We start from the raw sequence: 25,105 nt of genomic DNA on the forward strand, positions 1-25,105 counted from the left end.
TATGGAAATTGAAATCATCTTAAGCCTGCTATTTTTTGCATTTTTTGCTGGTGCAATTGATGCAGCTGTTGGCGGTGGCGGACTGATTCAAATTCCTGCCATTATGAATGCCATGCCGCACTTATCTCCAGCGACCGTATTTGGCACCAATAAGTTGTCTTCGATCTTTGGTACGGCTTCGGCGTCCTATTCTTTTTTACGCCAAGTCAAACTCCGTTGGAAATTACTTGCGGTCATTGCAAGCTGTGCATTTGTTGCCTCCTTTGTGGGAGCAGCCTGTGTATCAATGATTCCAAAAGAAGTCTTACGTCCTTTCGTTTTGGTCATGTTGATCGTGATTGCGATTTATACCTTTGCCAAAAAACAATTTGGTCAGGTGCATGTACGCCAAGAACTGACTCCTAAAATCCTCGGTTTTGCCGCTATTGGTAGTCTGGTGATTGGCTTTTATGACGGCATCTTTGGACCTGGCACTGGCAGTTTCTTTATTTTCTTTTTTATTCGTTATCTACAAGCAGACTTTTTACATGCCTCTGCTTTGTCAAAAGTCGCCAACTTAACCACCAACCTTGCAGCACTGAGTTTTTTTGCGCCCACTGGCCATGTGTTATTTGCGATAGGCTTAATGATGGCTGTAGCAAATATTTTAGGCTCGATCGTTGGTGTACGTGCGGCAATTAAATACGGTAGTGGCTTTATTCGAATTCTATTTTTGATTTTGGTGAGTATTTTGATTGTACGGTTGTGTTATCAAACCTTTACGGGACAAGCTTAAAACAAATCTTAACAGTGCGTTGCTGAATTCTGTCGCTGAAATGATTAGTATGAAAATAAGCGACTCGTTTGAGTTGTGGATAATAATTAAATTTCATAATACACAATTAGCTAAGCATCAGAGGTCATCACTACAATGAATATATTTGAAGCTTTACGCCAAAGTCATGAAAAGCAACGTGAACTTGCTGAAAAACTCATTCAAACATCAGGGGATACACCTGAGCGTCGAGATTTATTTGAGCTGCTCAAAAATGAGTTATTTGCTCATGCTGTTGGCGAAGATCGTTATTTTTACATCCCGTTAATGATGACTGATTCAGGCCTAAACATCACCCGTCATGCATTGGCGGAACATCATGAGATGGATGAATTATTAGAGCAACTGACGGAAACTGAATTTAGTAATCAAGGTTGGTTGGCAATTGCGAAAAAGTTATCTGAAACGGTACATCATCATTTGCAGGAAGAAGAGCACGGCTTTTTTCAGCAAGCAGGTAAAATCTTAGATGAAAAACAAAAGGAAAGTTTAGCCAAACAATATTTGGCGGAATATAAGAAATACAAGAAAGCAGATAAAGACAGTTTGACGGGCTAAACGCAAGTGAAGCCTGAAGACGAATGCAAAATCAAAAAAAAGACGGCAGAGGCCGTCTTTTTGTTTCAACTATAAATATAAAAATTTAGTCTGATACGCTGCTCGGAGTATTGCGAGAGGAACGTAAAGTCACCCCGACGGACGCCAACATAATGCAGACTAAGGCCACCCATTGCCACGTCCCAATATTTTCGCCAAGCAGAACTATACCTGTAATGGCAGCTAATGCAGGCGACAAACTCGATAAAGTCCCATAACTAAGTTTACTGAGGATTTTTAACGCTTTTAAATCCAGTGCATAAGGTATGGCCGTGGCTAAAATCGCAATTAATAAGGCTTTCGGCCAATATTGGGTATCGAGTAGGGCGGGTGCATTGTTATATAGTCCAATCGGGAGCAAGGTCAGTGCGGACAGTGTGATGGCAATCGTTAGCGCATGCATACCAATATTTTGGTGTACGACTTTTTGCCCGAAATAAATATAGAATGCCCAACAGAGTCCCGCTGCTAAGGCATAGGCTGCCCCAAGTATTGAGAAATTACCATCATGAGCTTGTCCCCAAGGCACCATCAACGCAATCCCTAAGATCGCCAAAAAGACCCAAATATAATCACTGCTGTTTTTAATGGATAACAATGCCAAACCCAAAGGGCCGATAAACTCTAAACCCACGGCAATGCCTTGTGGCAATTTACCCAGTGACATATAGAACAACACATTCATCAAACAGAGTGCCGCGCTATAGCAGAGCAGATCCCACCATTTTAAAAAAGACAGCCGTTTTAAAATGTGCCATGAACGAAACATTAAGCAGATAATAATTGAAGCAAAACAGAGTCGTAAAATGGTCACACTGAGTGGATCAAGCACCAAAAATAATTGCTTGGCGAATGATGCACTGATCTGATAGGAGATCATGGAAAGTACCATGAAAACGACTGCTAATAATTGTGAGTTTGGCATGCGGCACGCTGTGGTGGGGGGAACAAAGTACCCCAATTTTTAATTCTGCTCAGTATAGCGGTTAATATTGAATTATTGATGACTTTTCAGAGGCAGAAATGCAATTTGCAGGTTTTGAATTTAAAAAAATTGAATATAAAAAATCGTCTTTAAATCGCCACCATTTTTAAATTCAAAATAAAAAATGGAGATATTTTCAAAAGATTAAGGCGGTTTGAATTTAAATTGATTTGGCCTTTTGCGTGGTATAAGTACAGCCAATCGAAGCACTGATTATCACTGCCAATGCCAACCATTGTGTCCATAACAATTGTTCATGCAAAAAGATAAAACCCGAGAGAGCGGCAACAGCGGGTTCCAAACTCATGAGTGTACCGAAACTCAGCGCAGTCATGTTACGTAGCGCAATCATTTCTAGAGTAAAAGGTAAAGCACTAGCTAAGGTCGCAAGTGCAATAAAATACAGCAGACTACTTGGCTCAAACGCCTGTGCCGGCATACCTGCAAAGATTGCGATGGGCATCAGAACACACATGCCGACGAACATGCCTAAGCAAACGGTATGATTGCCTGAGACCCCTGATGGTTTTTGACCTGCCACGATATAGAGTGCCCAACATGCACCTGCACCGAGGGCAAGCAAGATCCCAATTGGGTCAAGACGTTGTGCTGCTTGATCAAATGGAAACAGCAAAATTAGGCCTAGAATTGCAAGGCCGACCCAGACGAAGTCGAATTTTCGTCTTGCTGCCAATAGTGCAACACTTAAAGGGCCAATAAATTCAAAAGACACGGCAATGCCGAGAGGTAGGCGATCAATGGACAAGTAAAACAGCATATTCATGCCTGCAAGAGCACAGCCATAACTGATAATCGCAGACCATTTGACTTGTTTAAAATTGATCTGCCAAATTTTAAAAATAATCGCCAAAATCAAAGCGCCTAGCATTAAACGCATGGCCGAGACGGTCAGTATGGGAAATTGACCGAAAAGATATTTGGCAAATGAACCGCTGCTTTGCATGCTGATCATGGCAATAAGCAAGATCAGCGGTGCTTGGACAGCCGGTGCAACTTTAAAATTTGGCATAAACTAAATTTGTTTCGATGACTCGAAGAGCGGGAGAGTGGCACTAGCCAGATTTTAAAATTTTATAACAATAAAAAAACCACAGCCCGAAGGCTGTGGCTTCAGTGTCTAATTAAATTAGAACAATACGCGAACGCGGATTGTACCTTCCACTTCGTGAAGAGTATCCAAAGCTTCTTTAGATGCAGTTGCATCAACGTCCATCACAAGATAACCCACATCACCTTTAGTCATTAAAGACTGACCAGAGATGTTGATACCGTGTTCAGCAAACAAGTTGTTGATTTTTGAAAGAACGCCCGGCACGTTTTTGTGGATATGAAGTAAACGGTGTTTACCTTCAGTCAACGGTAACGCGATTTCTGGGAAGTTCACTGCAGATAAAGTCATACCTTTATCAGAGTAAGCAACGAATTTTTCAGCAACTTCAAGACCGATGTTCGCTTGCGCTTCCATTGTTGAACCACCCACGTGAGGAGTCAAAATCACGTTGTCTAAGCCACGAAGTGGAGAAACGAATTCTTCACCGTTTGCTTTAGGTTCTTTAGGGAATACGTCTACAGCCGCACCAGCAATATGACCAGATTTGATTGCATCAGCAAGATCTTCAATGATGACACATGTACCACGTGCAGCATTGAGGAAGATTGCGCCTTCTTTCATTTGAGCAAATTGCTCTTTACCGAAGAAGTTACGTGTAGATGGAACGTCAGGAACGTGTAAAGAAACCACGTCTGCATTGGCAAGAAGTTCACCCATAGAACCGACTTGACGTGCATTACCCATTGGAAGTTTAGTTACAGCATCGTAATAAATTACGTGCATACCTAAACTTTCAGCAAGTACAGAAAGTTGCGAGCCAATCGAACCGTAACCAACAATACCTAAAGTTTTACCACGAGTTTCAAATGAACCGACTGCAGACTTGTTCCAACCACCACGGTGAGTTGAAGCAGATTTTGCAGGAACACCACGAAGTAATAGAATCGCTTCAGCAAGTACTAGTTCAGCAACTGAACGCGTATTTGAGTATGGTGCGTTAAATACTGGAATACCGCGAATCATTGCAGCATTTAAGTTCACTTGGTTTGTACCGATACAGAAACAACCCACAGCAATCAGTTTGTTCGCCGCTTCAAAAACTTCTTCAGTTAATTGAGTACGTGAACGAATACCAATGAAGTGAGCATCTTTAACCGCTTCTTTCAACGCTTCACCCTCAAGCGCAGTTTTACGGTAGTCAATGTTGGTGTATCCAGCAGCATTTAGAGTGTCGATTGCGTTTTGGTGAACGCCTTCTAACAACAAGAAACGAATTTTATCTTTAGGTAAAGAAAGATGTTGGCTCATTACGGCTCCGCTACAAAGGCCAAATTTAGTGCGCATATAATAGCATAGGAAGTCGCCTGATATACATTTCCTTTATGACCGACGTCATGGCTATTTTGGCGAATGATGAGTCAATTTTTTTAGATTTGGTCTAATTAACTTGGTCATATTCCTCGTGACATTTTGAAATCACGTTTTTCTTTGGGTTTTGTCAAAAAAAGCCCAGTTATAGCTTATAATGGTGCCGCTCAAAATCATCATGACCAATTCCCTGACATTTTGATGCGCTCTGTTTCAGGCTTTTTCCCTTGAAATATGCGTTACCGCAGTTTTGACTGAATGAAGTCTGGACCTTTAAAAAAAACTTGTTTACTTCTTGCAAGGTCTGAAAACGATGAATGCTCCAGTCGCTTTAACCCCAGAGTTATTGACCCAATTGACCGCTATTGTTGGCGAAAGCCGTATTAAAACAGATGCGGATAGTCTCCAAAATTGGGGTCGTGACCATACTAAGCACTTCGATCCAAATCCTTCGGTCGTCGTTTTCCCTTCAAGCACAGAGCAAGTTCAACAAATTGTAAAACTTGCCAACCAATTTAATGTCGCGATTACCCCAAGTGGCGGTCGTACAGGTTTATCAGCAGGTGCTGTGGCTGCTAACGGTGAAATCGTGGTGAGCATGGACAAGATGAACCAAATCTTGGAATTCTTTCCAGCTGACCGTATGGTTCGCGTACAAGCAGGTGTAGTGACTGAACAACTTCAGAACTATGCTGAAGAACAAGGCATGTACTACCCAGTTGATTTTGCCTCTTCAGGTTCATCTCAAATTGGCGGCAACATTGGTACCAATGCGGGTGGTATTAAAGTCATCAAATACGGCATGACACGTAACTGGGTGTTGGGCATGACCGTGGTTACAGGTAAAGGTGACATCCTGCGCTTGAACAAAGGCATGATCAAAAACGCGACGGGTTATGCGCTTCAACACTTATTTATTGGTGGTGAAGGGACTTTGGGCCTCGTGACTGAAGCTGAAATCAAACTTGAACGCCAACCCCATGACTTACAAGTATTGGTTCTCGGTGTGCCTGATTTTGATGCGATTATGCCTGTTCTACATGCCTTCCAAAAGAAAATCGACCTGACTGCATTTGAGTTCTTTGGTGAACTTGCGATGCAAAAAGTATTGGACAATGGCCATGTACAACGTCCGTTTGAAACACCATGTCCGTTCTATGTTTTACTTGAGTTTGAAGCACCATTTGAACCGATCATGGATGCGGCAATGGAAATCTTTGAACATTGCATGGAACAAGGTTGGGTACTGGATGGCGTGATGAGCCAAAGCTTAGACCAAGTACATAGCTTATGGCGTTTACGTGAAGACATTTCAGAGTCAATCGCACCGTTCACTCCATACAAAAATGACATCTCAGTTCTGATTACACATGTGCCTGCATTTATTAAAGAAATTGATGCAATTGTGGAAGCGAATTACCCAGACTTTGAAATTTGCTGGTTCGGTCATATTGGTGACGGTAACTTGCACTTAAATATTTTGAAACCTGCGGATTTAAGTAAAGATGAATTCTTTGCAAAATGCCAAGTGGTAAACAAATACGTATTTGAAACTGTGAAAAAATATGACGGTTCAATTTCAGCAGAACATGGCGTGGGTATGACCAAAAAGCCTTACCTCGATTACACACGTTCAGCAGAAGAAATCGAATATATGAAAGCATTGAAAAAAGTATTCGATCCAAATGCAATTATGAACCCAGGTAAATTGTTCGATCTTTAATTTTTTAAAGACGTACTAGAACGCATCTTCGGATGCGTTTTTTATGGCTATAGCACGACTTTTTAGCCACGCATGGATGAGAGACCACACATTGATTTTTGGAATGGAGTACTTCTTTTACATTGCTTAAATAGTGTTTTGGACAAATGTTCGGCATGATAGGGCTGAATAATAAATTTGAGTTGGTTCTATGTATCGTTTAATTGCTGTGTCTGCATTGTGTGTGGGGATGTTGGCGGGTTGTGCGACAACGCAGAAAATTGTGTCTAAAGTCGGTTCTTCTGCTACGCCACTCGATCAGGTATTAAAAGAACGTCCTGATTTACGTAAAGAGCTGTCGACTGTGGAAATTCGTCAGTATTTTAACCGTGTCGAGTCGCCAAATGCGGGGCAGGTGAAAGTGACTGAAACGGGTTTGATGGATGATTCGGTGAAATCGGTTCGTACTATTTATAGTTTTAGATTGGTGGATGGTGACTGGGAGCGTGTAAATACGCAAAAGGAATATCAGTGCCAGCGTGGTAAAAATACCAAGACTTTCCAATCGGCGAAGTGTCCTTAAATTATAAAAAGTTAAGGTCTAAATTTCTTATTAAATATTCAGCATGACGGGGTCCTTTCATTTTAAATTCGATGATTGGAGCTCGTATCTACTTTTGTTTCGGCAAAAGTAGCAAAACCATCTTTCATCCGCAAAACTCGTCAAATACCATCTTCAATTGTGTAGGTCGCAGAAACTTTACATATTGAATGTGTCCTGACTCGGACAGTTGCGGATGAGTTTCCGCGTATCTTAATTTTCATCCTAAACATAGAATATTCAATCCTAAAAATTTTCTCGTGAGTTCGTATAGTTTTTAATAATATAAAACCGAATTCAAATCATGATCAGATTTCAAATTTATGATGAAAACCCTCGCTTTTATTCACGTCAATGACTCAGGCTCAGCTGTAGGTGACTTTGCCCCAGTGACTTCAGTATTTTCCCATTATGAATTGGGGAATACCGTTTCGCCTTTTTTATTGCTCGATCATTTAGGGCCTGGAGTGCTGAAACCAACCCAACTGAAAAAAGGCGTGTTGGAACATCCACATCGAGGCTTTGAAACCGTCACCTTGGTGTTTAAAGGCGAACTTGAACATCATGATACGACTGGCGGCGGTGGCGTCATTGGTGAGGGCGATGTGCAGTGGATGACTGCTGCTTCAGGCATTCAGCACGAAGAAGTTTTTAGCCACGCCTTTGCACAGCGGGGCGGCGCATTTGAAATTTTGCAACTTTGGGTCAATCTGCCTGCCAAAGATAAAATGAATCCTGCACGCTATCAGAGCTTAGCCAAAGCCAGTATTCCAAAGGTCGATTTAGCCCAAGATGCAGGTTATGTACGGGTCATTGCAGGTCATTATTTAACAGCCCACGGCCCCGCAGAAACACATACGCCTATGCAAGTATTTGATGTCTTTGTCAGAGCCAATCAAAGCATCACCCTGCCTGCACAGGAAGGGGATACCACGCTTGTGTATTTACGTTCGGGCAAGCTGAAATTTAATGAAACGGATGAACTATTAAATGCACAGCATATGGCAGTTATGTCGAGCCAAGGTGAAAATGTCGAATTGACGGCAGTTGAAGATAGCCACATGTTGTATTTATCGGCGCAGCCTTTAAATGAACCCATCTATGGGCGAGGTTATTTTGTGATGAATCATTTTGCAGAAGTCATGCAAGCCTATGAGGACCTAAAACAAGGTCGCTTTATCCAAAAAGCAGACAATGAAAAGCCATAAAAGTGGCTAGATAAAAAGACCAATACAACGCCAGCAAACACTGTTAAAATAGTCGGACTCAAACCGACAGATCGGTTCGTTGAAGTTCATTTTATCTCTATCTAGCGTCTTGTGAATACGACGCACATATGGCGGATATGCCGCAAATTCATTTTTAAAATTAATATTACAGTGCTCGTCATTGGGCTGAAGTGTCTCTCCCTATTTGTCATTTCAAGCTCGACAGCACACATTTGATATGTAGATAACAATGCAAAACGTACAAACCACAAAATTAAGTCGTGCCACCTTAATGTTTCCCTTGGCACTGGTTTTATTTGAATTTTCTGTCTATATCGGAAACGACTTAGTGCAACCCGCCATGCTTGCGATTACCCAAGAGTTTGGTGTGAGTAGTGCATGGGCACCCTCGTCGATGTCATTTTACTTATTGGGAGGTGCTTGTGTCGCTGCGATATTAGGGCCATTGTCAGACCGATTAGGCCGTAAAAAAGTCCTGTTGGGTGGTGTGGCATTCTTTAGCTTATGCTGTCTAGCGATATTGCTCACGCATAATATCGAAAGCTTTTTAACGTTGCGTTTTTTACAAGGTTTTGGTTTGTCGGTCATTTCTGCCGTGGGCTATGCTGCTGTTCAGGAAACTTTTGAAGAGCGTGATGCCATCAAAGTCATGGCGATCATGGCGAATATTTCACTACTAGCGCCACTGATCGGACCCGTCCTCGGTGCCTTTATGATTGATCACGTGTCATGGCATTGGGGTTTTATAGGAATCGCATTTCTATCTTTTTTGAGTTGGTTTGGTTTAAAGGCCAAGATGCCGACTCAGCACATCAGCATTCCAAAGCAACCGGTGGGCTATATCATTGATGACTTTAAACAGGTGTTAAAAAATAAACGCTTTTTGGCACTGACACTGGGCCTACCGATGGTGGCAATGCCACTGATGCTGTGGATTGCGCTATCTCCGGTGATATTGGTGGAGCAGCTAGGACTGAGTAGCATGCAATATGGCATGGCACAGTTTCCTGTTTTGGGCGGGCTGATCATCGGTAATATTGTCCTGATTAAAATCATCGACAAATTGCCTCTAGGTCAGTCTGTGATGATCGGGCTACCGCTGATGTTACTCGGAACGAGCCTCGTGGTGATTGGGACGATGACTGAAAGTTATTTTCTGACCTTTCTCATTCTCGGCATGAGTTTGGTCAGTTTTGGTGAAGGGATTAGCTTTTCTGTGCTCTATCGTTTTGCCTTAATGTCGTCTGAAATGTCGAAGGGCACAGTGGCTGCGGCAGTGTCTGTAATCATGATGCTGACGTTCTTTGCCGTGATCGAAATTGTTCGCGTGCTGTATGAAAATTTTGGCCTTTGGGCCTATAGTTTGGCAGGCTTTACCCTCATTATCTTGTGGTTCAGCCTACCACGCTTGGTGGTGCGAGATATTATGCGACAACGTAAATTGACGGGTGAATTTTAAATTCGAGTTCATGCCATCATAGAAAAAGCCCAATGCTGTGTAGAACAAAATTGGGCTTTTTTATTTTCTTTAAACAGTCTTAATTTGATGTTGCCGGTTGTTCTGCATTTTTTAATTTGCGATCGAAAATGAACGGGCCAAAAGGCAAAATCGATGCAATCAGGCCCATTAGAAATACACTGAGCGACCATTTTTGCTTTTCACAGACCACAAATAGCACCACCAAGAAGGCAATAAACAAGACGCCATGTCCCATACCGACGTATTTGACCAATATTGGATTATCCATCAGGTACTTCATTGGCATAGCAATGAACAATAATAATAAAAAGGAGATGCCTTCGAGTAGGCCCACAAAGCGTAAGGTCTTGATATTCATGCGAAGTCTAAATTCAAAGTGATTTCAGCCTTGAGTGTACCTGAAAGCACTGCAGGAACGAAGCATTCCCGTTGAAATAATTGATCCGCATATTGAATCTAAGTTGATGTATTTAAAGTTAATTCTGAGTCGTCTGCTCGGATTAACCTTCTAGATCCGTTAAGGCATCTTCAATCGAACCCTGATCAAATTCATAGTTACAGCCGAGTAAAATCATTGGGCTTTTTCCGGTCATTTCAGACAAGCTCAATTTGTGATTCACAGCATGAAGTTCATCGGTTTCTGCTTCTGTCCGCAAGATTTTTTCACCACGGAAAAATGGCATATTGGCAAACATTGGATGCTGCTCAATACCATATTTTTGGGCAAGTTTTTTCACATCGGCTTGGCGATAGATCGCGAATACTGCATTGGAAGACAGGCCAATTTCTTGGGTTGGCATGCCAAAAAATTCAACCGCTTGCTTATTTTTATAGATATAAATAAACGGTTGATGTGGGTCATCATGGCGTTTCCAGCCCAGTTGCTCCAGAGTCTTTTCATAGTCGAGCAAAGTGTCATGGTAGGTGTCGTAATCGGCCTGACATTCCAAAATACGCTTCAAATCTTGTGCTGTCAGTGCTGCAAAAACAGAAGACGCAGCTAAACATGAGGTCGCCACAATCGTAGGTAATATAAGGCGTCTAAAACCTAAACTAAGCATTTTCATCATGAGTCTCGAATGATTTTATTTAATTTCCGCCTGAATCAGCTGTGTTCGAAGCTGAATCAGTTCGGCTAATGTTTCTAATAATAAACTGATTTGCTTGAGCACCAGTTGTAGGTGATTAGACCGCATTTCTTCAGTGCTGAGTGTTTTAATTTCAAAGAGTTTTTGCTGAATTTTCTCAGGGTTAAGCGGTTTTTGCTGAATTAAGACTTCGTCTAAGGTGCTTTGACACCATTTCAGCAGTTCAAGGACTTGTTGGTCTTGTACCTGTTCACGGTGGCTCCCCAATGCCGAAATATAACTGAGCTGACTATGGCTATAGACCAAATAGCGAAAAGCATGTTGAATCAAAGTTTGGTCGGGTTCAGGCTCGGTACTTAAACTTGAAATCATGCTCGATAGTTCAGTTTGGGCATTATGGGCTGAACGACGGGCACGCCGATAATCAATGCTATTGGTTTTCCCATGGAGATATTGCTCAACTACGGCATCAAAATAATGTAGAGTCGCAGCAGAGCTTTTTTGAATGGTCTTGGAAATATTGCGAAAGTCCCAATCTGGCCAGATCACATTGACTGCGAACCATGCAATAAAACAGCCGAGTAGGGTATCAACGATACGCGGTAAAATGACCGCATAACCAGCGCCTTTTAAATTAAAAATCAGCAAGACCATTAAGGTTGCCATGAGGGTCGCCATGGCATATTTTTTGGCACTCAGATAGAAAAAGCACACGCCAAAAATAATCGTCAGTAGTAATTGACCTTCGACACTCGGCACAAAATACAAAATAGGAATGCCAAGTAAGACCCCTAATATGGTTCCCAAAGTCCGCATTTTTAAACGACTTTTGGTCGCAAAATAGCGCATCTGACAGACAAATAAACTGGTCAATAATATCCAGTAGCCATTTTTGGCAAAAGGCAGTAGTGAAATGGCATAGCCCATGGCAAAGACAAAAGCGATGCGAACGGCATGGCGAAATAAGGCAGATTCTGGACTCAAATGCTGTTTCAGTTTGAGCCATAAATCGTGCAAACCGTGAATGTCGTCGTCGAGTAAATTGAGGTTGTCGATATGCTGCTGATAGGCCTGTTGCTGTGAATGATCTAAATCCTGCACATGCGAAAAGCGTTCTTGCACACTGTCCAAATTACTCAAGATCAGCTGTAGATTTTTCACTTCTATATTTTGCGGATTATTGGCCATCCACTCCTGCAAAGAGGCATGCAAATGTGCCAGTGCTTGCGCAGTAATCGGATCAGGCTGATAGGGTTGTCGATGCAAAATGCAGTAGGCCAACTGTTGGCAAGCCTGCGCTTGTAATCGAATATTTTTTTGAAAACGGAAAATTAAATCGGTACGGCTAAAATTTTGATGAATTTGTTCATAGTGTAAATAATTCGCACTGGCCTGTTCGTGAATATCTTGTGCCAAGAAATATAAATTCAGCCAGTAGATGGTGTTTTTATTGGCCCTTGAGGCTTTTAAACGGGTGAGTAAAGAAGCTTTAGTCGTGTTTAAACTTGGGATGACATCACTGTTTTTGAGTGATAATTCATACAGTAAGTGTTCCACATTGTCGACATTATCTGGGTCAAATAAGCGTGCTTTTGCATTCAGTACTTCGGCGATTTGTAAAAAACAACGCGAAAGATTGTCCTGTACAGGTAGGGTGGGTTTAATCAAGTAAAAGAGAATTGAGGTCAGGCCATACCATAAGGCCCCTAGAACAAAGCAGCTGGGTTGAAAATACCAGGTGTCATATTCGCCCAAGCCGAACATGGTGTAAATCGACAGTAAAATCGTGCCAAAAGATATCGTGGCATAGCGTTGCCCCAAAGCTCCTAATAAAATAAATCCTGCACTGGACAGTGAAAGATACAATATAAACAGCAGCTTATAGGGATAGAGAAAATCTAAAATACTACTGACACTAAAGAAGAGTACGCAGACATAGAGCAAATTACGCAGTCGGATGCTGAGTCGGTCGTCAAAGTCCGTGAGCGCGGTGGCAATCGCACCTAAGGTGACGGGAACAATAACACTATGAAAACCGAGAAAATATAATCCGAGCGTGGTGCCACTCAAAACAATACAAATTTGCAGGCAATACATAATGATTGCACTGGATTGAAACTGTTGAAACCAAGAGAGTCGCATGTTCACAGAGTTATGAAGTATTCGAATGATTTTGTAAATTAGACTGAGCTTTTTTCTGTGAACTGTCAATTTTTATTCAATAGAAAAGCGGACTTAAAGTCCGCTTATTCAAATCTATGTGCAAGGTCGATTATTGAATCACACCACAGGCAATACGGTCACCGCCACCGCCTAGAGGTTTAGGGTCGTCAGAGTAATTATCACCACCAGCATGGATCATAATGGCTAAGCCTTGTACATCCGCCAATTTCAAACGTGGTGCAATTAAATTCACTTTTGCTGTGCCATCGGTTTGAACTTGAAGGATCGGTAAGTCACCCAAGTGACCTGTTAGCGGCGTACCGTGGTTAGGTGCAGCTTTAGGGTTAAAGTGACCACCTGCAGCAAGAGCAGCACCCGCTTTTCCATCTTTTTCAGCTGGGGCACAAGAGCCTTTTTCATGAATATGGAAACCGTGTGGACCCGGAGGAAGCTGGGTTAAATTGGTATGAATAACCAAGCCAGCAGGGCTATCAACCAAGTTAATTTGACCGATGCTTTGACCAATACCTTGAGTAGTCACGGCATTGACCGTCACGGTTTTTGCATTCAGACCTGTTGAAGTCGAGGTACTCGCACAGCCTGTAAACATCAGGGCACTGACCGCAGCAAGCGCACCGAATTTAAATAGTGAAGACATGTTTGGCATCCTGTCTGTTTTTATGGAGTTTCAACCATTGAAACAGATGCGGATACAGGATGACAGATAATTTAAGTATTTGATTGTAATATTTGTTTAATGAATTTAAGCCTGAATTAAGGTTGTTCAGGCTTATCATCCATATTGTCTAAGTTATGTGCCAATGTTGCTTTGGGCATCATGACGGGTTCAATTTGGGTTTCATGCAACCATTCACGCCAAATGGCTAACAATACTGCCAAAATCACTGGGCCGATAAATAAACCAACAAGACCGAAACTGGCGATCCCACCTAAAACACCAAACATGATTAATAAGAATGGAATCTGCGTTGCCCCTGAAATCACTAAAGGACGAATCACGTTATCGGCCGTACTCACGATACAAACACCCCAAGCCATGACGCCAATGGCTTCAATGGTTTGACCTTGTGAAAATAACCACAACGACACAGCGGTATATGAAATCGGTGGGCCAAAAGGAATCAGTGCCAACATGAAGGTAATGATGGTTAATAACATTGGGTTAGGCACATCGGCAACAAAATAGCTGAGACCGGCAAGTAAAGCTTGGGCAATGGCGGTGAGACCGATGCCATACACTACGGCACGTGTGGTATCCGAGATGGTGGCAAGATAATGATGAATACGTGGCCCGATCACCATTTCGAGGGCTTTACTGACCTGACTTAAAATAGTTTGACCATCACGATAGAAGAAAAATAAAGACATCACGGCAAAACACAGCTTAAAGATATTTTTACTGACTTCGCCGACCAGAACTTTACCGTAGTTCAAATGCCCCTGAATCCAAATTTGTACCGATTGAATAATACTGTTTGGGTCATTGTTCAGCTCATGCAGGGTACGACTGACTTCTTTACCAATAAACGGCAGTTGGCGAATAAAATCAGGCACATTGACATGACCAGAGAAAACTTGCTTTTGTAATTCAAAATACAAGTTACGGCCTTCATGTTGTAGCAAGAAGATCGCAAAAATCACCGGCAGACCTACCACGAGCACCACCAGTAAGATCATCAGCGCCGCACTTAGATTTGCACGATTGCCACAAAAACGATGCACCGATTGATACAGCGGCCAAGTCATATAAGCAATAATCGCTGCCCAAACAACGGGCACAATAAAGTATTTGAGTACGCTAAAGCTCAAAAAAATCAGGATAAAAAATAATCCGAACAATAAGACTTTTTGTAATGTAGGTGCGAACGTTGGCAATGCGTGCTCTGATTTTTTCATCATGTTGTGTTCAATCTTAACCGAAAAAAAAGCTCCCGAAAACGAGAGCTTGTTAACTTATGGTGAATATCTTTCAGGCTAGATCCTTGCAAGATTGGCCTTTATATCAACAAAATGTGGAATGATGGGTTAAAACCACTCGGCTTCGTCTTCAATAATGGCATTGAGCACAGGTTGCCATTGTTGTTGCATACCGAGGTACAATTTTTGCGTTTTGTCAAAAACCGAAAGACCTTGCATGGCAAGTTGACCATAAGCGGTACGTTCAGAAATCCAAGCAACGGGCTGTTGTTCAACTTTATTGAAAAAATCTTGAATTTCTTTGGAATGAGCAGAATTGGGTTTGACACGATTGGCAAGCAATAAGATTTGGACTTTACCTTTACGAATCCGTTTAATTTCTTGTAAATGCTTTAAAAAACGACGGGTCGAGTCGATGTCGAAGAAAGATGGTTGTAGCGGGGTAATGATGGCATGAGCTTCACTCACCAACTGATCTGCATGTTCACCCGATAACGCACCCGGTGCATCGATAATTAGATATTCAATCCCTTTCGGCACATCACCAATCGATTTTTCATGACGCCAATCTAGGCTCTGAATTGGGGCTGCAGTCTCTGGGCGCTGTTTGAGCCATTGACGTGCAGACTTTTGATTGTCAGCATCTGCCAAGGCCACTTTATAACCTTTTTGCGCAAGTGCAGAGGCTAAACTGATTGCTGTGATGGTTTTGCCACAACCACCTTTTTGATTGGCAATTAATATCGTTTTCATCGACCTAAATAGATTTTATTCTGCTCATCCCTAGCATATCATTGTTTAATGCGGGGAATATGACAAAGAACCAAAGTCTAAGTTTTTTCTATACGTTTCGCTGTAATATATTAAAAAGATTAGGAATTTTAAATGTCTGTCTGGATGGCCATGCTCATTGGCGCATGTATTGGGATTGTACTGACCACCTTAATTTTAAGTGGCAGTCGCAATGGAAGGATTAAGGCAGAATACGAGCAATATATTGCAGAACTAGAATTGGAACATCAGCAGGCATTGGCCCACGCACAAAAGCGCAGTGTAAATACCAGTCGTGCTGTTTTAAAAGGCAAAATGGCTGAACAAATGGCGCCGATCATGCCTGAATTTCAGTATTTACCTAGCGATGCAAAGTTTCTCGGTGACCCGATCGATTATGTGGTTTTTGATGGTTACACTGATTTTCGTGATGGTGATGGACTCGCTGAAGACATTGAAGTGGTGCTGATTGATATTAAAAGTGGTGGGGCACGTTTGACCAAAGGGCAACAAGCGATTGCTCAAGCCATTGCTGAAGGGCGAGTGCGTTTTGAAACCATCCGAATTGATTTTGAGCATATTTAAGCTCGCTTGATTCAGGCTCAGAACCGTCGAAAAGTAATAAGGACAGAATATCCACATGGAAAAACTCTTAGCGACTGCAGCCGTTTTTGCGCTCATGCTGTGGATATGGTCTGAATATTTTCGTGCCATTCCACATTTAGAGCAAACTGGTGTGCTGAAAAATTTTCAGGTCACACCGACTCAGGCATTTTCCGGTGAATATTTGCTGTTGGATAAACGCTACTACAGTGCAAGTAGTCGTACTTTACATCCGGCAGCACCGACCGTGGTGGGTGGCTTTCAAGACTTGGCCTATGTCAGCAATATTGATCTGCTACTGAGTTCAGGCGCAAATGATTTCCAGTCTTTAAAATATCATCTTGAATGGTCGCAGCAGAACCGCTGTTTTAACGTACAAGCGAAAAATGTACCCTCGACACAAGTTGAACAGCTCAACTCCGAATTGCAAAATGTCAGTGTGATTGCTCAATCCGAAGACGTCGCAAATCGTATTCGGCGTTTGAAATCAGGGGATCGTGTGGAGATTTTGGGTGAATGGGTGGATGTGCATTCCACCAAAACAGGGAAGTCGTATAGCACCTTTAATGTGTTGAATAAAAAGCCCTGTCATATCCTAAAAATTAATGCCATTCGACTAATCAAAGACTAGGTACTTTTAACTAGATTTGATTTTGCTTAAACATGGCCTTGGAAGCTTTAACTCAACTTCCGTGCGTGGGCGAGCAACATGCGCTGTCCAATTTTTGGAATGCCTTCAGCATCAAAATACTGCGTTTCAAAACATTCAAACTGGGCATCTTCAAGCAACTTTTGCATATTACGATCCAGATGACAGCCATCCGCGACTTTCTTTTGAATGGGCGTCAGTAAGTTTTGTAACTGCTTAATTTTCCGATTTTCATTGTGTTGTACATGCTCAACCAAATGAAATGTTCCTGTTGGTTTAAGGACACGGTAGATTTCTTCAAGCGCAGTTTCAATATCGGCAATGCTGCATAAGGTCCATGTACTCACGACATGATCTAGACTTTCATCTGCAAAGGGTAATTTTTCAGCACTGGCTAAAATATGCTGTACCTCAAAGGGCGCTGCATGTACACGTTCAGCAGCTAAATGAAAAATATCAGGATTGGGTTCTAGGGCAAAAACCGTATCGACATTTTGATAAAACGCTAAATTCAAACCTGTACCAAAGCCAATTTCGAGCACCTCACCAGATACGGCTAACAGGAGTTCGCGTCGTTTATCCATCAAGCTTGGTACTTGCATGACTTGATTTAAAAGATGCGGAAAAATGTGTTGTTGATAAAATTTATAAATCATAGCGGGCATTGTTGTTGGTTTTTTTAAAGTGTAAATCATGTCTTTTTAATTTTAAATCATGTGGTAGGAAGTGAATATGGGCCAATTGACTGAATAACAGCATTTTGTTACCAAGTTCATAAGGTTTATGCAGACTGTGTGCGTAATATAGAGTTACAACTAGTGAAAACGACATTCATCAGGCTCAACCTACGCGATTTTAAGCTTATGTTCAGGTTGGGGCATTATGAATAGATGAAGTCGGCTCAATTGCAGAATTAAAATTGAGTAATGTGAAGTATTACAGGGTAAGAGGATAACGCGATGATCAAGCGAATTGCATTAAGTACTGTGCTTGCAGGCTTTTTATTGAATATCGGTGTCCAAGCGTCTTCAGATTATAATATTGCCAAAGGCTTAGCACCTGCTGCCAAAGGCCAGTCGATTTCTACCTTGAAAGAATTTAAAGGTGATTTCCGAATTTTAGGTTCAAAAACCTATCAAACAGATGAACAAGCAAAATTTTCTCCGATCGATTATGCCGTCAGTTGGGGCTTATTTGCAGAGCCAGAAATTGCTCGGACGATTTCAGTCAATCAATATGACCGTTTCTTAAATTGGAAAATGGATCGTGTTCCTGTACCGCAAAAGCAAGCCATGATGATGGTGTCGAATATGCACATCATTCCTGCAAATCCGCAAATTGCTAAACAAATTACTCAAGTGAAACGTGGTGATCTTGTGCGTTTAAAAGGGGATTTGGTTGAGGTGAAAGACAAAGATTTGGTTTGGACTTCATCTTTGACCCCAACAGATACGGGTGATGGGGCTTGTGAAGTTTTTCGTGTAAGTTCGATTCAGTGGATTGAAAAAGTCAAAGGCTAAACTTCGATTACATCGAGATCGTATTGAAATCGGTGTGCATTAGATTCAAGGTAAAATAATTTGATGATGAAAATGACGATAAAGAAACAGCTTATTTTGAGTCTAATGTTGGCGAGTGGTTTAGCGCTTGGTGGATGTACCAGTATGAGTTCAACTGTAGATGGGAAAACCCATGTATTTACTGAACAGCAAAGTTGTCCGACCTTGCTTGAGATGGATCGTGGACAAACTTTAGAAGTACTGTTAAACGAAAATCCAAGTACCGGATATGTATGGTCTTTGGCTGAGCAACCGAAACTTTTTAAAGTTGAAGAAGTGTTTCAATCAGCTCAACAACAACAACAACAACAAGCTGCTGCTGCAGATGCGACACCAGTGCTTGGTGCCGGTGGTCAAAAAACTTATCGTTTTACCGCATTGACTGCCGGTGAAGAATTACTACATTTGAAGCATGCACGAGCTTGGGAAAAAACCGCGATGGCTGAATGGACTTGCAGAGTTCGAGTGTCTTGATTTGAACCACTGATGAAAAGATAAAAAAGCCAGTATTTATACTGGCTTTTTTATCGCAGACGAACTGATTTAAAACGTCCACGTATGTATTATTTCGCGCTGAGCGCTTGACCGTCAAATTGAATACCTTCCCAACCATTTTGCATAAATTGGCGAATGTTTTGGTGGTCAGTTGCGTCTGGTGTCGCCAAAACAGCAGCATAATGTTCAGCAAAAAGACTTAATGTTTCAGCTTGGTTTAGACCATTCAATTGGGCAAAAGAAAATACTTTGGCACTGCCTTGGTTTTCAGTCGCTGCATTGGCTTGTTTGCCATTGGTAAAAGCAGTTGGTGTGTGGTTATAACGCGCTTCAATAAATGCAATCACATCTGAAAATTTCGCAGTCCCTGCTTGAAGTTGATCTAATAATTCCTGAGCCATAATGTCCTCTTTCAATAAAAAATACCGCAAAGTGTTGCAGACTATAGCAAGCTTTGGCCCAAACATTTAACACTATTTGCGTAAATTAAATGCGTGTATATTGAAGGGCGACCTTAGGCAGTCTGTTGCCTAAACTGTAGATACCAATGATGTTGAAGTAGGACAACTATGAACTGGCTTTTGGTCGCATGTGGCGGCGCAATTGGGGCAACACTTCGCTATGCAGCAGGACTGTTATTGGCCAAGCCAACCGTGCTCTTTCCGTGGGCAACATGGTGGGTGAATATTTTAGGTTGCTTTTGTGCAGGTGTGTTGTTTGCATTTAGCCAAAAATATCCCGTTCTACAAAATGAAGCACGCTTATTGCTTATGGTCGGGATCTTAGGTGGCTTTACCACATTTTCCAGTTTCGGCTTAGAAACCTTTCAACTGCTCAGACAAGGGCAAAGTGGGCTGGCATTTAGTTATGCCATTTCCAGTGTGGTGATTGGTGTCATCGTATTGGGGCTGGGATATTACTTATTTCATTCGATTTTAAAAATAGATGTTTAAAACAACGCTTGAAAACCACAAAATTTCAGACATAAAAAAAAGAAGCTCAGGCTGGAGGAGGGGAACCCTGAACTTCTTTAATGTTTTAATTTTAAAAGAAAAAACTTAATCTAAACTGAACTTATTGTGAGCGTTTGAAACGCGCAAAGCGTTTATTAAAGTTCGCAATACGTCCTTCGTTATTCACTTGACGTTGTTCACCTGTATAAAAAGGATGTGATGCACTTGAAATATCGAGTGTCACATATGGATAGGTCTTGCCTTCAAACTCTTTGGTTTGATTGGTGCTTAAGGTACTGCCAATCACAAAAAAGGCATTGGCATTGGTGTCATGAAAGAGCACTTCACGGTATTCGGGATGGATGTTGGCACGCATTCTTCTGTTCCTTAAATTTATTGATTAAGGGAATGTTATAACATAACAATATAAAATGCAAATATTGCCCGAAATTCATCAGGCAATCAGCGCTTCATGTTCTCTTAAGCGCTAGGTGGGACCAACTCATCAAAGAGATCATTCAGATTGTCATTCACTTTCAAATGAATCAAATTCCAATAATGTCCTGAAACAGTCCGGTTCACCATCAGGGTGTCTGGCGACGGTTTAAACACATCCCAATATTTAAGAGAAGGCTTAATTAATTCTACCCCGTCATGGTGTGCTGAGTTTTCAGCAAAGTCGTATTGTGTGGTCAGCGGACGCATCAGTACTTCAAGCCATTGCTCATACAACTCCGTAGGGAATTTACCGAGTTCATTGAGTGAATGTAAGGCATCGAGTTGCTGTTCCATCAGCGGAATATCGTGCTTGCGTGCAGCATTGATCAATTGCTTAAAGTGCGACACGATTTCAGGAGACAGGGTTTTCACACCGCCGTAGTCATATACGATGACTGAACCATCTTCACGAAAGGCGAAGTTGCCCGGATGTGGGTCACAGTGGAAACGTTTAAGGAAGAAAATTTCACGGCCAATGGCACGGAATAAGCGCCTTCCCAAGGCATTTCGTGTTTCTTGTGACCATGTGCTGGCAGTTTCTATACTGTCGCCAAGCTCTAGACTTAGAGTCAAAATATGACGTGAAGAATAATCTTTATAGACCTGTGGAATGATGACTTTGTCATCCAGCGCACAATGAAACGCACGGGCCACATCTAAGTTTTGCGCTTCAATTTCATAGTTCAATTCGTTGTCTAAACTGTCCTGAATTTCACGAAATAGCTTGTCTTGTAACTTCCGATCAATTTTCAATACGCCCATCAGACGAAGTGCAAGCCGAACTTGTTTTAAGTCACTGTCACAGGCTTCTTCGACACCCGGATATTGGACTTTCACTACAACCTGCTGACCATTAGGTAACACGGCTTTATGCACCTGCCCAATGGATGCAGCGGCAAAAGGTTGTTCTTCAAAACTTTTAAAAATTTGCGCGAGGGGTTTGCCGAGTTCTTGTTCTACTTGAGCCTTAATTTCAGCAAAAGGCATGGCTGGCGCTTGGCGTTGTAATTTACTGATCGCTTTTGCGACTTCAGGTGGAAAAATGTCTTTGTACTGCGAGGCAATTTGTCCGACTTTCATCACCGCACCCTTCATTTCACCCAAAGTGTCTGCAATTTGCAGACCGATGTCCTGAAAAAGTTTACTGCGAGATGCATTTTTCTGTTCTTCATCGGCAGTGATATTGCGGATGGAATTGGAAACGGTTTTAGTAGCAATGCTTGCCGTCATACTGGCAAGTTTCATAAAGCGACGACCCGGTGTGCTAGCCGTTTTTGCCATGTGATGTTCCTCAAGATCATCATTTATTATCTAATACCGATCATAGGCGACAAAACACAAACTGCCTACTTTAAATTGTTAAGACTTTATTTCCATTGATAAAATGATGGGCAAAAATGTAAATACTGAAAATAATTCAGGCAAATTTAAGCCACGTGCTGAATGGTTTAAAATATCGCGTCGCTAGAAGAGAACTGAACGATGAAAGTGTATCGCTATTTAACCGGTAAAGATGATGTCAATTTCTGTGCCCGTGTGACCAAAGCTTTAAATGAAGGCTATGAATTGTATGGATCACCGACCATGAGTTTTAATGGGACAGAGGTGATTGTCGGGCAGGCGATCGTGAAAGACGTAGAGGACGACAGCCAAGTGCCACAAGGTTTAAAAAATGCCATTGAGGCGCTTAATTAGTTGGCTTTGCTGCTTTAGTTGCTTTACTGATGTTATGCCTGTGAAAGTATTTACGCATTTAAAAAAAGATTTTTAATTTTATTCGACGGAGTCTTTCATCTAGGGATTGAATAAAGGGATTAGCCTTCAGCTGGAGGTACTCTTACGAAACGTTGTTTCTCATTCGGCAAAATGAGAAGCGTGCTTCGCAAGGAAACCATCTTGCGGTGCAATGCACCTCACCGACAAAACTCGTTCGCTAGCGTCTAATTATTTAAAGTATCGCAAAAACATTTTTGATTAGAACTAGTCCTGTCTCAAACAATTGCAGATGACTTTTTCGTGTATCGTTCTTTTTTTGAATCAAATTGAGCAACTGATGTTACTCCGTAACATCAGTTGCTTCAGTTTTTTCCAGTTCTAAATGTGGACTGAGATATTTACTGCATTGGTTATGGTGTAAGTTTTCATTCAAGGTGATGAGGTTTTGCGTCACGATAAAATCCTGATCACCCGCAGAGGCAAACTTTTGATTGGCCTTGATGAAGTCCTGATAGGTATATGCCATACCAGACTGCTGACAACTTAACTTTAAACGTGCGGTATATGAGTCTGCTTGTTGTTCATGATAAAAGCGAAAGGCTGTCCAAAGTGCTTGATTGATGTAATCAAATTCAGGTTGTGATTGGACTTTGATGGGTGCGTAATACAAAGGAAATTCATGTCGGTTGATTGTTTGTTCAGCCTGTAGTGACATGGAGAAGCCCAAGCTCAGACAGAGACTCATCGAGCGAAATACATGGGACATGTTTATTTTCCTCTTCTTCGTGCTTTTTATTTATGGCGTTGCTATGCAGCGTGTTAATTTGCATTAATCTTCTGCATAGCCTAGCCGTCTTTTTTAAGTAACTTTTTAGATGATTTTTAAGGGCTTATCCCGCTTGAGCTAAACGCTTATTCATCATAAATAAACGTGTAAGTAGCAGTATACAGGCGACAGTCAGACCCACAATTAGGCCAATCCAAACGCCTGCAGCACCAGTCGTGGTGAAGCGTGCAAGATAGATCCCGATAGGGAAGGCAATGATCCAATACGCGATCATGGTGATCCACATCGGCCCTTTAGTGTCTTGCATACCGCGTAAACACCCTGCGGCACTGACTTGCCATGCGTCCATCAACTGATAGGCAATCGCGAACAAGACCAAATATACTGCAAGCTGAGTCACATCATAGTCATTGGTATACAGTGACACAATTTCATTACGTAAAAGCCAAAGCAGCAACATGGTAATCAGGGCAAATACCGTCCCTGTCAACATACCGACTTTTTGGACTTTTCGCATCGCTAGCCAGTTCTTCTCCCCATAATAGGTACCGACCCGAATGGTCAGCGCAATCGCTAGTGACATGGGAATCATAAACAATTGCGAGGTAATCGAAATGGCGACTTGATGCGCGGCAATGGTGACTTCGCCTAAAGGACTCAACACAATAGCGGCTGTACTAAAAATACTGACTTCAAAGAAAATGGCTAAGCCAATGGGAAAGCCAAGTTTTAAAATACGTTTGATCCATTCACTGTTCATTTTTTCAAAAGCAGCGAAAGGTTGGGTTTTTTGATAGGCCGATCCTTTGAAAACGTACATCGCCAAAGCAAAGAACATTAACCATTGCAAAATCGCGGTGGCAAATCCACATCCAGCAGAACCCAGTTCAGGGACTGGGCCTAAACCATACATAAAAATAAAGTTCAGTGGAATTAACACCAATAAGGCCATCAGACTCAGCACAGTGACTGGACGCGGATGCCCCAATGCTTCTGAGTAACCACGTAAAGCTGCGTACATGGTGACAGCAGGCATACCTAAACTAATGGCGTGTAGAAATAAACTGGCTTTCGGAAGCAAGGCCTCAGGTACACCAAGTACAGGAAGTAAAAGCGGCATTGCCTGTAAAACCAGTGCAGCGATAATGCCAAGAAACAACGCAACCCACAAAGACTGACGGGCAATAGTGGCAATTTTTTCAGGCGTGCGAGCACCATTGGCTTCTGCCACTAATGGGGTGGTTGCAATCATAATGCCGCTAAACAGCAGCATGACCGGTATCCATAAACCAACCCCGACCGCAATGGCTGCAAGGTCATTGGCGGACATGTGTCCTGCCATGATGGTATCAATGAGACCAAATCCCGCTTGCGCAAACTGCGTAATTAATATCGGGATCATTAAATGAAACAGTTGTTTTAATTCATACTTGCTGCTTGTTACAGCCGTGACAGTAGACACAGAATGTACTCATTTCTTGTGAGGTGCTTAGGAATGAGGTCTTAGCGTTGGAAAGTGAGAAGCACACCAATAAAAATCACCACGCCACCCAATAAGCGTTGCCAGTTAATCGGGGTTTTTTCAGTGCCGAGCAAGCCAAAATGGTCAAATACCATCGACATTAAGATCTGTCCAAAAATAATCAGACCGGAGAGGGATAAAAAACCCAGTTTCGGTGCGGTATAAATGCTGATACTGATGGCATAAACACCCAAACATCCCCCCAGCCATAAATACCAAGGGATTTGAGCAAAACTTGCAAAGTCCGGTTTTTCGGCCGATTGAAAAAACACCATAAAGGCGAGGACTATTGTACCAACCAAAAAAGAAAAAAGGGCAGCTTGCAGCGGTGAATATAAATATTCACGCAATTGGCTGTTGATCGCTGTTTGAATGGTCATGGCGATACCAACACCCATCGCGAGCGGCAGTAAGTACAATAAATGGCTGCTTATTTTCATCTTCTAATCATCTAATTCTTCTTTAATTTTATTAGTCTACTGTATTGTGGATGAGTTTTCATAAGCGCTCTGATG

Annotated in this window: 28 protein-coding genes; 12 read left to right on the top strand and 16 right to left on the bottom strand. The window is 42.0% G+C overall.

Going from position 1 to position 25,105, the window contains the following annotated elements:
- Position 1 precedes the first annotated feature (1 nt).
- A complete protein-coding gene (locus tag FTV50_RS09805) occupies positions 2-775 on the top strand; it encodes a TSUP family transporter (RefSeq protein WP_180024314.1) in 774 nt (257 codons plus the stop codon).
- A 135-nt stretch (positions 776-910) separates the two neighbouring features.
- The gene (locus tag FTV50_RS09810) at positions 911-1,372 is read left to right on the top strand and encodes a hemerythrin domain-containing protein (RefSeq protein ID WP_180024315.1); all 462 of its coding nucleotides are present in this window, start codon (positions 911-913) and stop codon (positions 1,370-1,372) included.
- An 85-nt stretch (positions 1,373-1,457) separates the two neighbouring features.
- On the opposite strand, the gene FTV50_RS09815 is transcribed toward FTV50_RS09810, so the two are convergent.
- From FTV50_RS09815 to serA, 3 genes are all read right to left on the bottom strand, one after another.
- Entirely contained in the window at positions 1,458-2,336 is an 879-nt protein-coding gene (locus tag FTV50_RS09815) for a DMT family transporter (protein ID WP_180024316.1), read from the bottom strand.
- 220 nt (positions 2,337-2,556) lie between these two features.
- Positions 2,557-3,426 (bottom strand): EamA family transporter, encoded by an 870-nt coding sequence (locus FTV50_RS09820; protein ID WP_111884175.1) that lies wholly within the window; start codon positions 3,424-3,426, stop codon positions 2,557-2,559.
- Positions 3,427-3,543: 117 nt separating this feature from the next.
- Positions 3,544-4,776, bottom strand: a complete 1,233-nt coding sequence (gene serA, locus FTV50_RS09825) for a phosphoglycerate dehydrogenase (protein WP_180021554.1) — start codon at positions 4,774-4,776, stop codon at positions 3,544-3,546.
- Positions 4,777-5,149: 373 nt separating this feature from the next.
- On the opposite strand from serA, the gene FTV50_RS09830 reads away from it, so the two are divergent.
- The 4 genes from FTV50_RS09830 (at position 5,150) to FTV50_RS09845 (ending at position 9,827) form a co-directional block, all read left to right on the top strand.
- Positions 5,150-6,559: an FAD-binding oxidoreductase gene (locus tag FTV50_RS09830; protein ID WP_078189543.1), complete on the top strand. Its 1,410-nt coding sequence runs from the start codon at positions 5,150-5,152 to the stop codon at positions 6,557-6,559.
- Between the two features lie 190 nt (positions 6,560-6,749).
- Positions 6,750-7,121: a hypothetical protein gene (locus tag FTV50_RS09835; protein WP_180024317.1), complete on the top strand. Its 372-nt coding sequence runs from the start codon at positions 6,750-6,752 to the stop codon at positions 7,119-7,121.
- A gap of 344 nt (positions 7,122-7,465) precedes the next feature.
- Positions 7,466-8,347 (top strand): pirin family protein, encoded by an 882-nt coding sequence (locus FTV50_RS09840; RefSeq protein WP_180024374.1) that lies wholly within the window; start codon positions 7,466-7,468, stop codon positions 8,345-8,347.
- 250 nt (positions 8,348-8,597) lie between these two features.
- Positions 8,598-9,827 (top strand): MFS transporter, encoded by a 1,230-nt coding sequence (locus FTV50_RS09845; RefSeq protein WP_180024318.1) that lies wholly within the window; start codon positions 8,598-8,600, stop codon positions 9,825-9,827.
- Positions 9,828-9,906: 79 nt separating this feature from the next.
- Here FTV50_RS09845 and FTV50_RS09850 read toward each other — a convergent pair whose 3' ends face one another.
- The 6 genes from FTV50_RS09850 to FTV50_RS09875 all read right to left on the bottom strand — a co-directional run bounded on the left by FTV50_RS09850 (position 9,907) and on the right by FTV50_RS09875 (position 15,790).
- Positions 9,907-10,206: a DUF3817 domain-containing protein gene (locus FTV50_RS09850; RefSeq protein WP_078189335.1), complete on the bottom strand. Its 300-nt coding sequence runs from the start codon at positions 10,204-10,206 to the stop codon at positions 9,907-9,909.
- 142 nt (positions 10,207-10,348) lie between these two features.
- Positions 10,349-10,915 (bottom strand): hypothetical protein, encoded by a 567-nt coding sequence (locus tag FTV50_RS09855; protein ID WP_218950733.1) that lies wholly within the window; start codon positions 10,913-10,915, stop codon positions 10,349-10,351.
- A gap of 18 nt (positions 10,916-10,933) precedes the next feature.
- A complete protein-coding gene (gene yccS / locus FTV50_RS09860) occupies positions 10,934-13,084 on the bottom strand; it encodes a YccS family putative transporter (RefSeq protein ID WP_373683685.1) in 2,151 nt (716 codons plus the stop codon).
- Between the two features lie 124 nt (positions 13,085-13,208).
- Positions 13,209-13,757: a superoxide dismutase family protein gene (gene sodC, locus FTV50_RS09865; RefSeq protein ID WP_180024321.1), complete on the bottom strand. Its 549-nt coding sequence runs from the start codon at positions 13,755-13,757 to the stop codon at positions 13,209-13,211.
- A gap of 116 nt (positions 13,758-13,873) precedes the next feature.
- Positions 13,874-14,995 (bottom strand): AI-2E family transporter, encoded by a 1,122-nt coding sequence (locus tag FTV50_RS09870; RefSeq protein ID WP_180024375.1) that lies wholly within the window; start codon positions 14,993-14,995, stop codon positions 13,874-13,876.
- Positions 14,996-15,145: 150 nt separating this feature from the next.
- Entirely contained in the window at positions 15,146-15,790 is a 645-nt protein-coding gene (locus tag FTV50_RS09875) for a ParA family protein (RefSeq protein WP_078192493.1), read from the bottom strand.
- A 132-nt stretch (positions 15,791-15,922) separates the two neighbouring features.
- On the opposite strand from FTV50_RS09875, the gene FTV50_RS09880 reads away from it, so the two are divergent.
- Together FTV50_RS09880 and FTV50_RS09885 are read left to right on the top strand one after the other, a co-directional pair.
- Positions 15,923-16,393 (top strand): Holliday junction resolvase-like protein, encoded by a 471-nt coding sequence (locus FTV50_RS09880; RefSeq protein ID WP_078192492.1) that lies wholly within the window; start codon positions 15,923-15,925, stop codon positions 16,391-16,393.
- A 55-nt stretch (positions 16,394-16,448) separates the two neighbouring features.
- Positions 16,449-17,042, top strand: a complete 594-nt coding sequence (locus tag FTV50_RS09885) for a hypothetical protein (RefSeq protein WP_180024322.1) — start codon at positions 16,449-16,451, stop codon at positions 17,040-17,042.
- Positions 17,043-17,089: 47 nt separating this feature from the next.
- Here the strand turns inward: FTV50_RS09885 and FTV50_RS09890 are convergent, their stop codons facing one another.
- Complete coding sequence (locus FTV50_RS09890) at positions 17,090-17,716, bottom strand: class I SAM-dependent methyltransferase (RefSeq protein WP_180024323.1); 627 nt, start codon at positions 17,714-17,716, stop codon at positions 17,090-17,092.
- Between the two features lie 303 nt (positions 17,717-18,019).
- On the opposite strand from FTV50_RS09890, the gene FTV50_RS09895 reads away from it, so the two are divergent.
- Together FTV50_RS09895 and FTV50_RS09900 are read left to right on the top strand one after the other, a co-directional pair.
- On the top strand, positions 18,020-18,580 hold the full coding sequence (locus FTV50_RS09895; protein ID WP_180024324.1) for a hypothetical protein: 561 nt from the start codon (positions 18,020-18,022) through the stop codon (positions 18,578-18,580).
- Positions 18,581-18,652: 72 nt separating this feature from the next.
- On the top strand, positions 18,653-19,093 hold the full coding sequence (locus FTV50_RS09900; RefSeq protein WP_257223898.1) for a protease inhibitor I42 family protein: 441 nt from the start codon (positions 18,653-18,655) through the stop codon (positions 19,091-19,093).
- A gap of 89 nt (positions 19,094-19,182) precedes the next feature.
- Here the strand turns inward: FTV50_RS09900 and FTV50_RS09905 are convergent, their stop codons facing one another.
- Positions 19,183-19,515, bottom strand: a complete 333-nt coding sequence (locus FTV50_RS09905; protein WP_078192490.1) for a HopJ type III effector protein — start codon at positions 19,513-19,515, stop codon at positions 19,183-19,185.
- Positions 19,516-19,683: 168 nt separating this feature from the next.
- Between FTV50_RS09905 and crcB the strand changes: the two genes are divergently transcribed.
- Entirely contained in the window at positions 19,684-20,067 is a 384-nt protein-coding gene (gene crcB / locus FTV50_RS09910; protein ID WP_078192489.1) for a fluoride efflux transporter CrcB, read from the top strand.
- 121 nt (positions 20,068-20,188) lie between these two features.
- On the opposite strand, the gene FTV50_RS09915 is transcribed toward crcB, so the two are convergent.
- Complete coding sequence (locus FTV50_RS09915) at positions 20,189-20,443, bottom strand: type B 50S ribosomal protein L31 (RefSeq protein WP_078189321.1); 255 nt, start codon at positions 20,441-20,443, stop codon at positions 20,189-20,191.
- A gap of 104 nt (positions 20,444-20,547) precedes the next feature.
- A complete protein-coding gene (locus tag FTV50_RS09920; RefSeq protein WP_180024325.1) occupies positions 20,548-21,846 on the bottom strand; it encodes an AarF/ABC1/UbiB kinase family protein in 1,299 nt (432 codons plus the stop codon).
- A gap of 201 nt (positions 21,847-22,047) precedes the next feature.
- On the opposite strand from FTV50_RS09920, the gene FTV50_RS09925 reads away from it, so the two are divergent.
- A complete protein-coding gene (locus FTV50_RS09925; RefSeq protein ID WP_180024326.1) occupies positions 22,048-22,260 on the top strand; it encodes a DUF1737 domain-containing protein in 213 nt (70 codons plus the stop codon).
- A gap of 361 nt (positions 22,261-22,621) precedes the next feature.
- Here FTV50_RS09925 and FTV50_RS09930 read toward each other — a convergent pair whose 3' ends face one another.
- The 3 genes from FTV50_RS09930 to FTV50_RS09940 form a co-directional block, all read right to left on the bottom strand.
- On the bottom strand, positions 22,622-23,047 hold the full coding sequence (locus FTV50_RS09930; RefSeq protein WP_180024327.1) for a hypothetical protein: 426 nt from the start codon (positions 23,045-23,047) through the stop codon (positions 22,622-22,624).
- 124 nt (positions 23,048-23,171) lie between these two features.
- Complete coding sequence (locus FTV50_RS09935; protein ID WP_373683686.1) at positions 23,172-24,530, bottom strand: MATE family efflux transporter; 1,359 nt, start codon at positions 24,528-24,530, stop codon at positions 23,172-23,174.
- Between the two features lie 41 nt (positions 24,531-24,571).
- Entirely contained in the window at positions 24,572-25,030 is a 459-nt protein-coding gene (locus FTV50_RS09940) for a DMT family transporter (RefSeq protein ID WP_180003411.1), read from the bottom strand.
- Between the last annotated feature and the right edge of the window lie 75 nt (positions 25,031-25,105).

This window comes from Acinetobacter sp. YH1901134, from assembly GCF_013416965.1.
Lineage (GTDB): Bacteria > Pseudomonadota > Gammaproteobacteria > Pseudomonadales > Moraxellaceae > Acinetobacter > Acinetobacter amyesii.

Excerpts from the sequence above, each read along its gene's own strand:
- FTV50_RS09925 (WP_180024326.1), top strand. The coding sequence starts at position 22,048 with ATGAAAGTGTATCGCTATTTAACCGGTAAAGATGATGTCAATTTCTGT.
- FTV50_RS09905 (WP_078192490.1), bottom strand. The coding sequence starts at position 19,515 with ATGGCTCAGGAATTATTAGATCAACTTCAAGCAGGGACTGCGAAATTT.
- FTV50_RS09840 (WP_180024374.1), top strand. The coding sequence starts at position 7,466 with ATGAAAACCCTCGCTTTTATTCACGTCAATGACTCAGGCTCAGCTGTA.
- FTV50_RS09875 (WP_078192493.1), bottom strand. The coding sequence starts at position 15,790 with ATGAAAACGATATTAATTGCCAATCAAAAAGGTGGTTGTGGCAAAACC.
- FTV50_RS09850 (WP_078189335.1), bottom strand. The coding sequence starts at position 10,206 with ATGAATATCAAGACCTTACGCTTTGTGGGCCTACTCGAAGGCATCTCC.
- crcB (WP_078192489.1), top strand. The coding sequence starts at position 19,684 with ATGAACTGGCTTTTGGTCGCATGTGGCGGCGCAATTGGGGCAACACTT.
- FTV50_RS09920 (WP_180024325.1), bottom strand. The coding sequence starts at position 21,846 with ATGGCAAAAACGGCTAGCACACCGGGTCGTCGCTTTATGAAACTTGCC.
- FTV50_RS09940 (WP_180003411.1), bottom strand. The coding sequence starts at position 25,030 with ATGAAAATAAGCAGCCATTTATTGTACTTACTGCCGCTCGCGATGGGT.
- FTV50_RS09835 (WP_180024317.1), top strand. The coding sequence starts at position 6,750 with ATGTATCGTTTAATTGCTGTGTCTGCATTGTGTGTGGGGATGTTGGCG.
- FTV50_RS09830 (WP_078189543.1), top strand. The coding sequence starts at position 5,150 with ATGAATGCTCCAGTCGCTTTAACCCCAGAGTTATTGACCCAATTGACC.
- FTV50_RS09890 (WP_180024323.1), bottom strand. The coding sequence starts at position 17,716 with ATGATTTATAAATTTTATCAACAACACATTTTTCCGCATCTTTTAAAT.
- FTV50_RS09815 (WP_180024316.1), bottom strand. The coding sequence starts at position 2,336 with ATGCCAAACTCACAATTATTAGCAGTCGTTTTCATGGTACTTTCCATG.
- FTV50_RS09855 (WP_218950733.1), bottom strand. The coding sequence starts at position 10,915 with ATGAAAATGCTTAGTTTAGGTTTTAGACGCCTTATATTACCTACGATT.
- FTV50_RS09810 (WP_180024315.1), top strand. The coding sequence starts at position 911 with ATGAATATATTTGAAGCTTTACGCCAAAGTCATGAAAAGCAACGTGAA.
- FTV50_RS09820 (WP_111884175.1), bottom strand. The coding sequence starts at position 3,426 with ATGCCAAATTTTAAAGTTGCACCGGCTGTCCAAGCACCGCTGATCTTG.
- serA (WP_180021554.1), bottom strand. The coding sequence starts at position 4,776 with ATGAGCCAACATCTTTCTTTACCTAAAGATAAAATTCGTTTCTTGTTG.
- FTV50_RS09805 (WP_180024314.1), top strand. The coding sequence starts at position 2 with ATGGAAATTGAAATCATCTTAAGCCTGCTATTTTTTGCATTTTTTGCT.
- FTV50_RS09845 (WP_180024318.1), top strand. The coding sequence starts at position 8,598 with ATGCAAAACGTACAAACCACAAAATTAAGTCGTGCCACCTTAATGTTT.
- sodC (WP_180024321.1), bottom strand. The coding sequence starts at position 13,757 with ATGTCTTCACTATTTAAATTCGGTGCGCTTGCTGCGGTCAGTGCCCTG.
- FTV50_RS09895 (WP_180024324.1), top strand. The coding sequence starts at position 18,020 with ATGATCAAGCGAATTGCATTAAGTACTGTGCTTGCAGGCTTTTTATTG.
- FTV50_RS09885 (WP_180024322.1), top strand. The coding sequence starts at position 16,449 with ATGGAAAAACTCTTAGCGACTGCAGCCGTTTTTGCGCTCATGCTGTGG.
- FTV50_RS09915 (WP_078189321.1), bottom strand. The coding sequence starts at position 20,443 with ATGCGTGCCAACATCCATCCCGAATACCGTGAAGTGCTCTTTCATGAC.
- FTV50_RS09930 (WP_180024327.1), bottom strand. The coding sequence starts at position 23,047 with ATGTCCCATGTATTTCGCTCGATGAGTCTCTGTCTGAGCTTGGGCTTC.
- FTV50_RS09900 (WP_257223898.1), top strand. The coding sequence starts at position 18,653 with ATGACGATAAAGAAACAGCTTATTTTGAGTCTAATGTTGGCGAGTGGT.
- FTV50_RS09880 (WP_078192492.1), top strand. The coding sequence starts at position 15,923 with ATGTCTGTCTGGATGGCCATGCTCATTGGCGCATGTATTGGGATTGTA.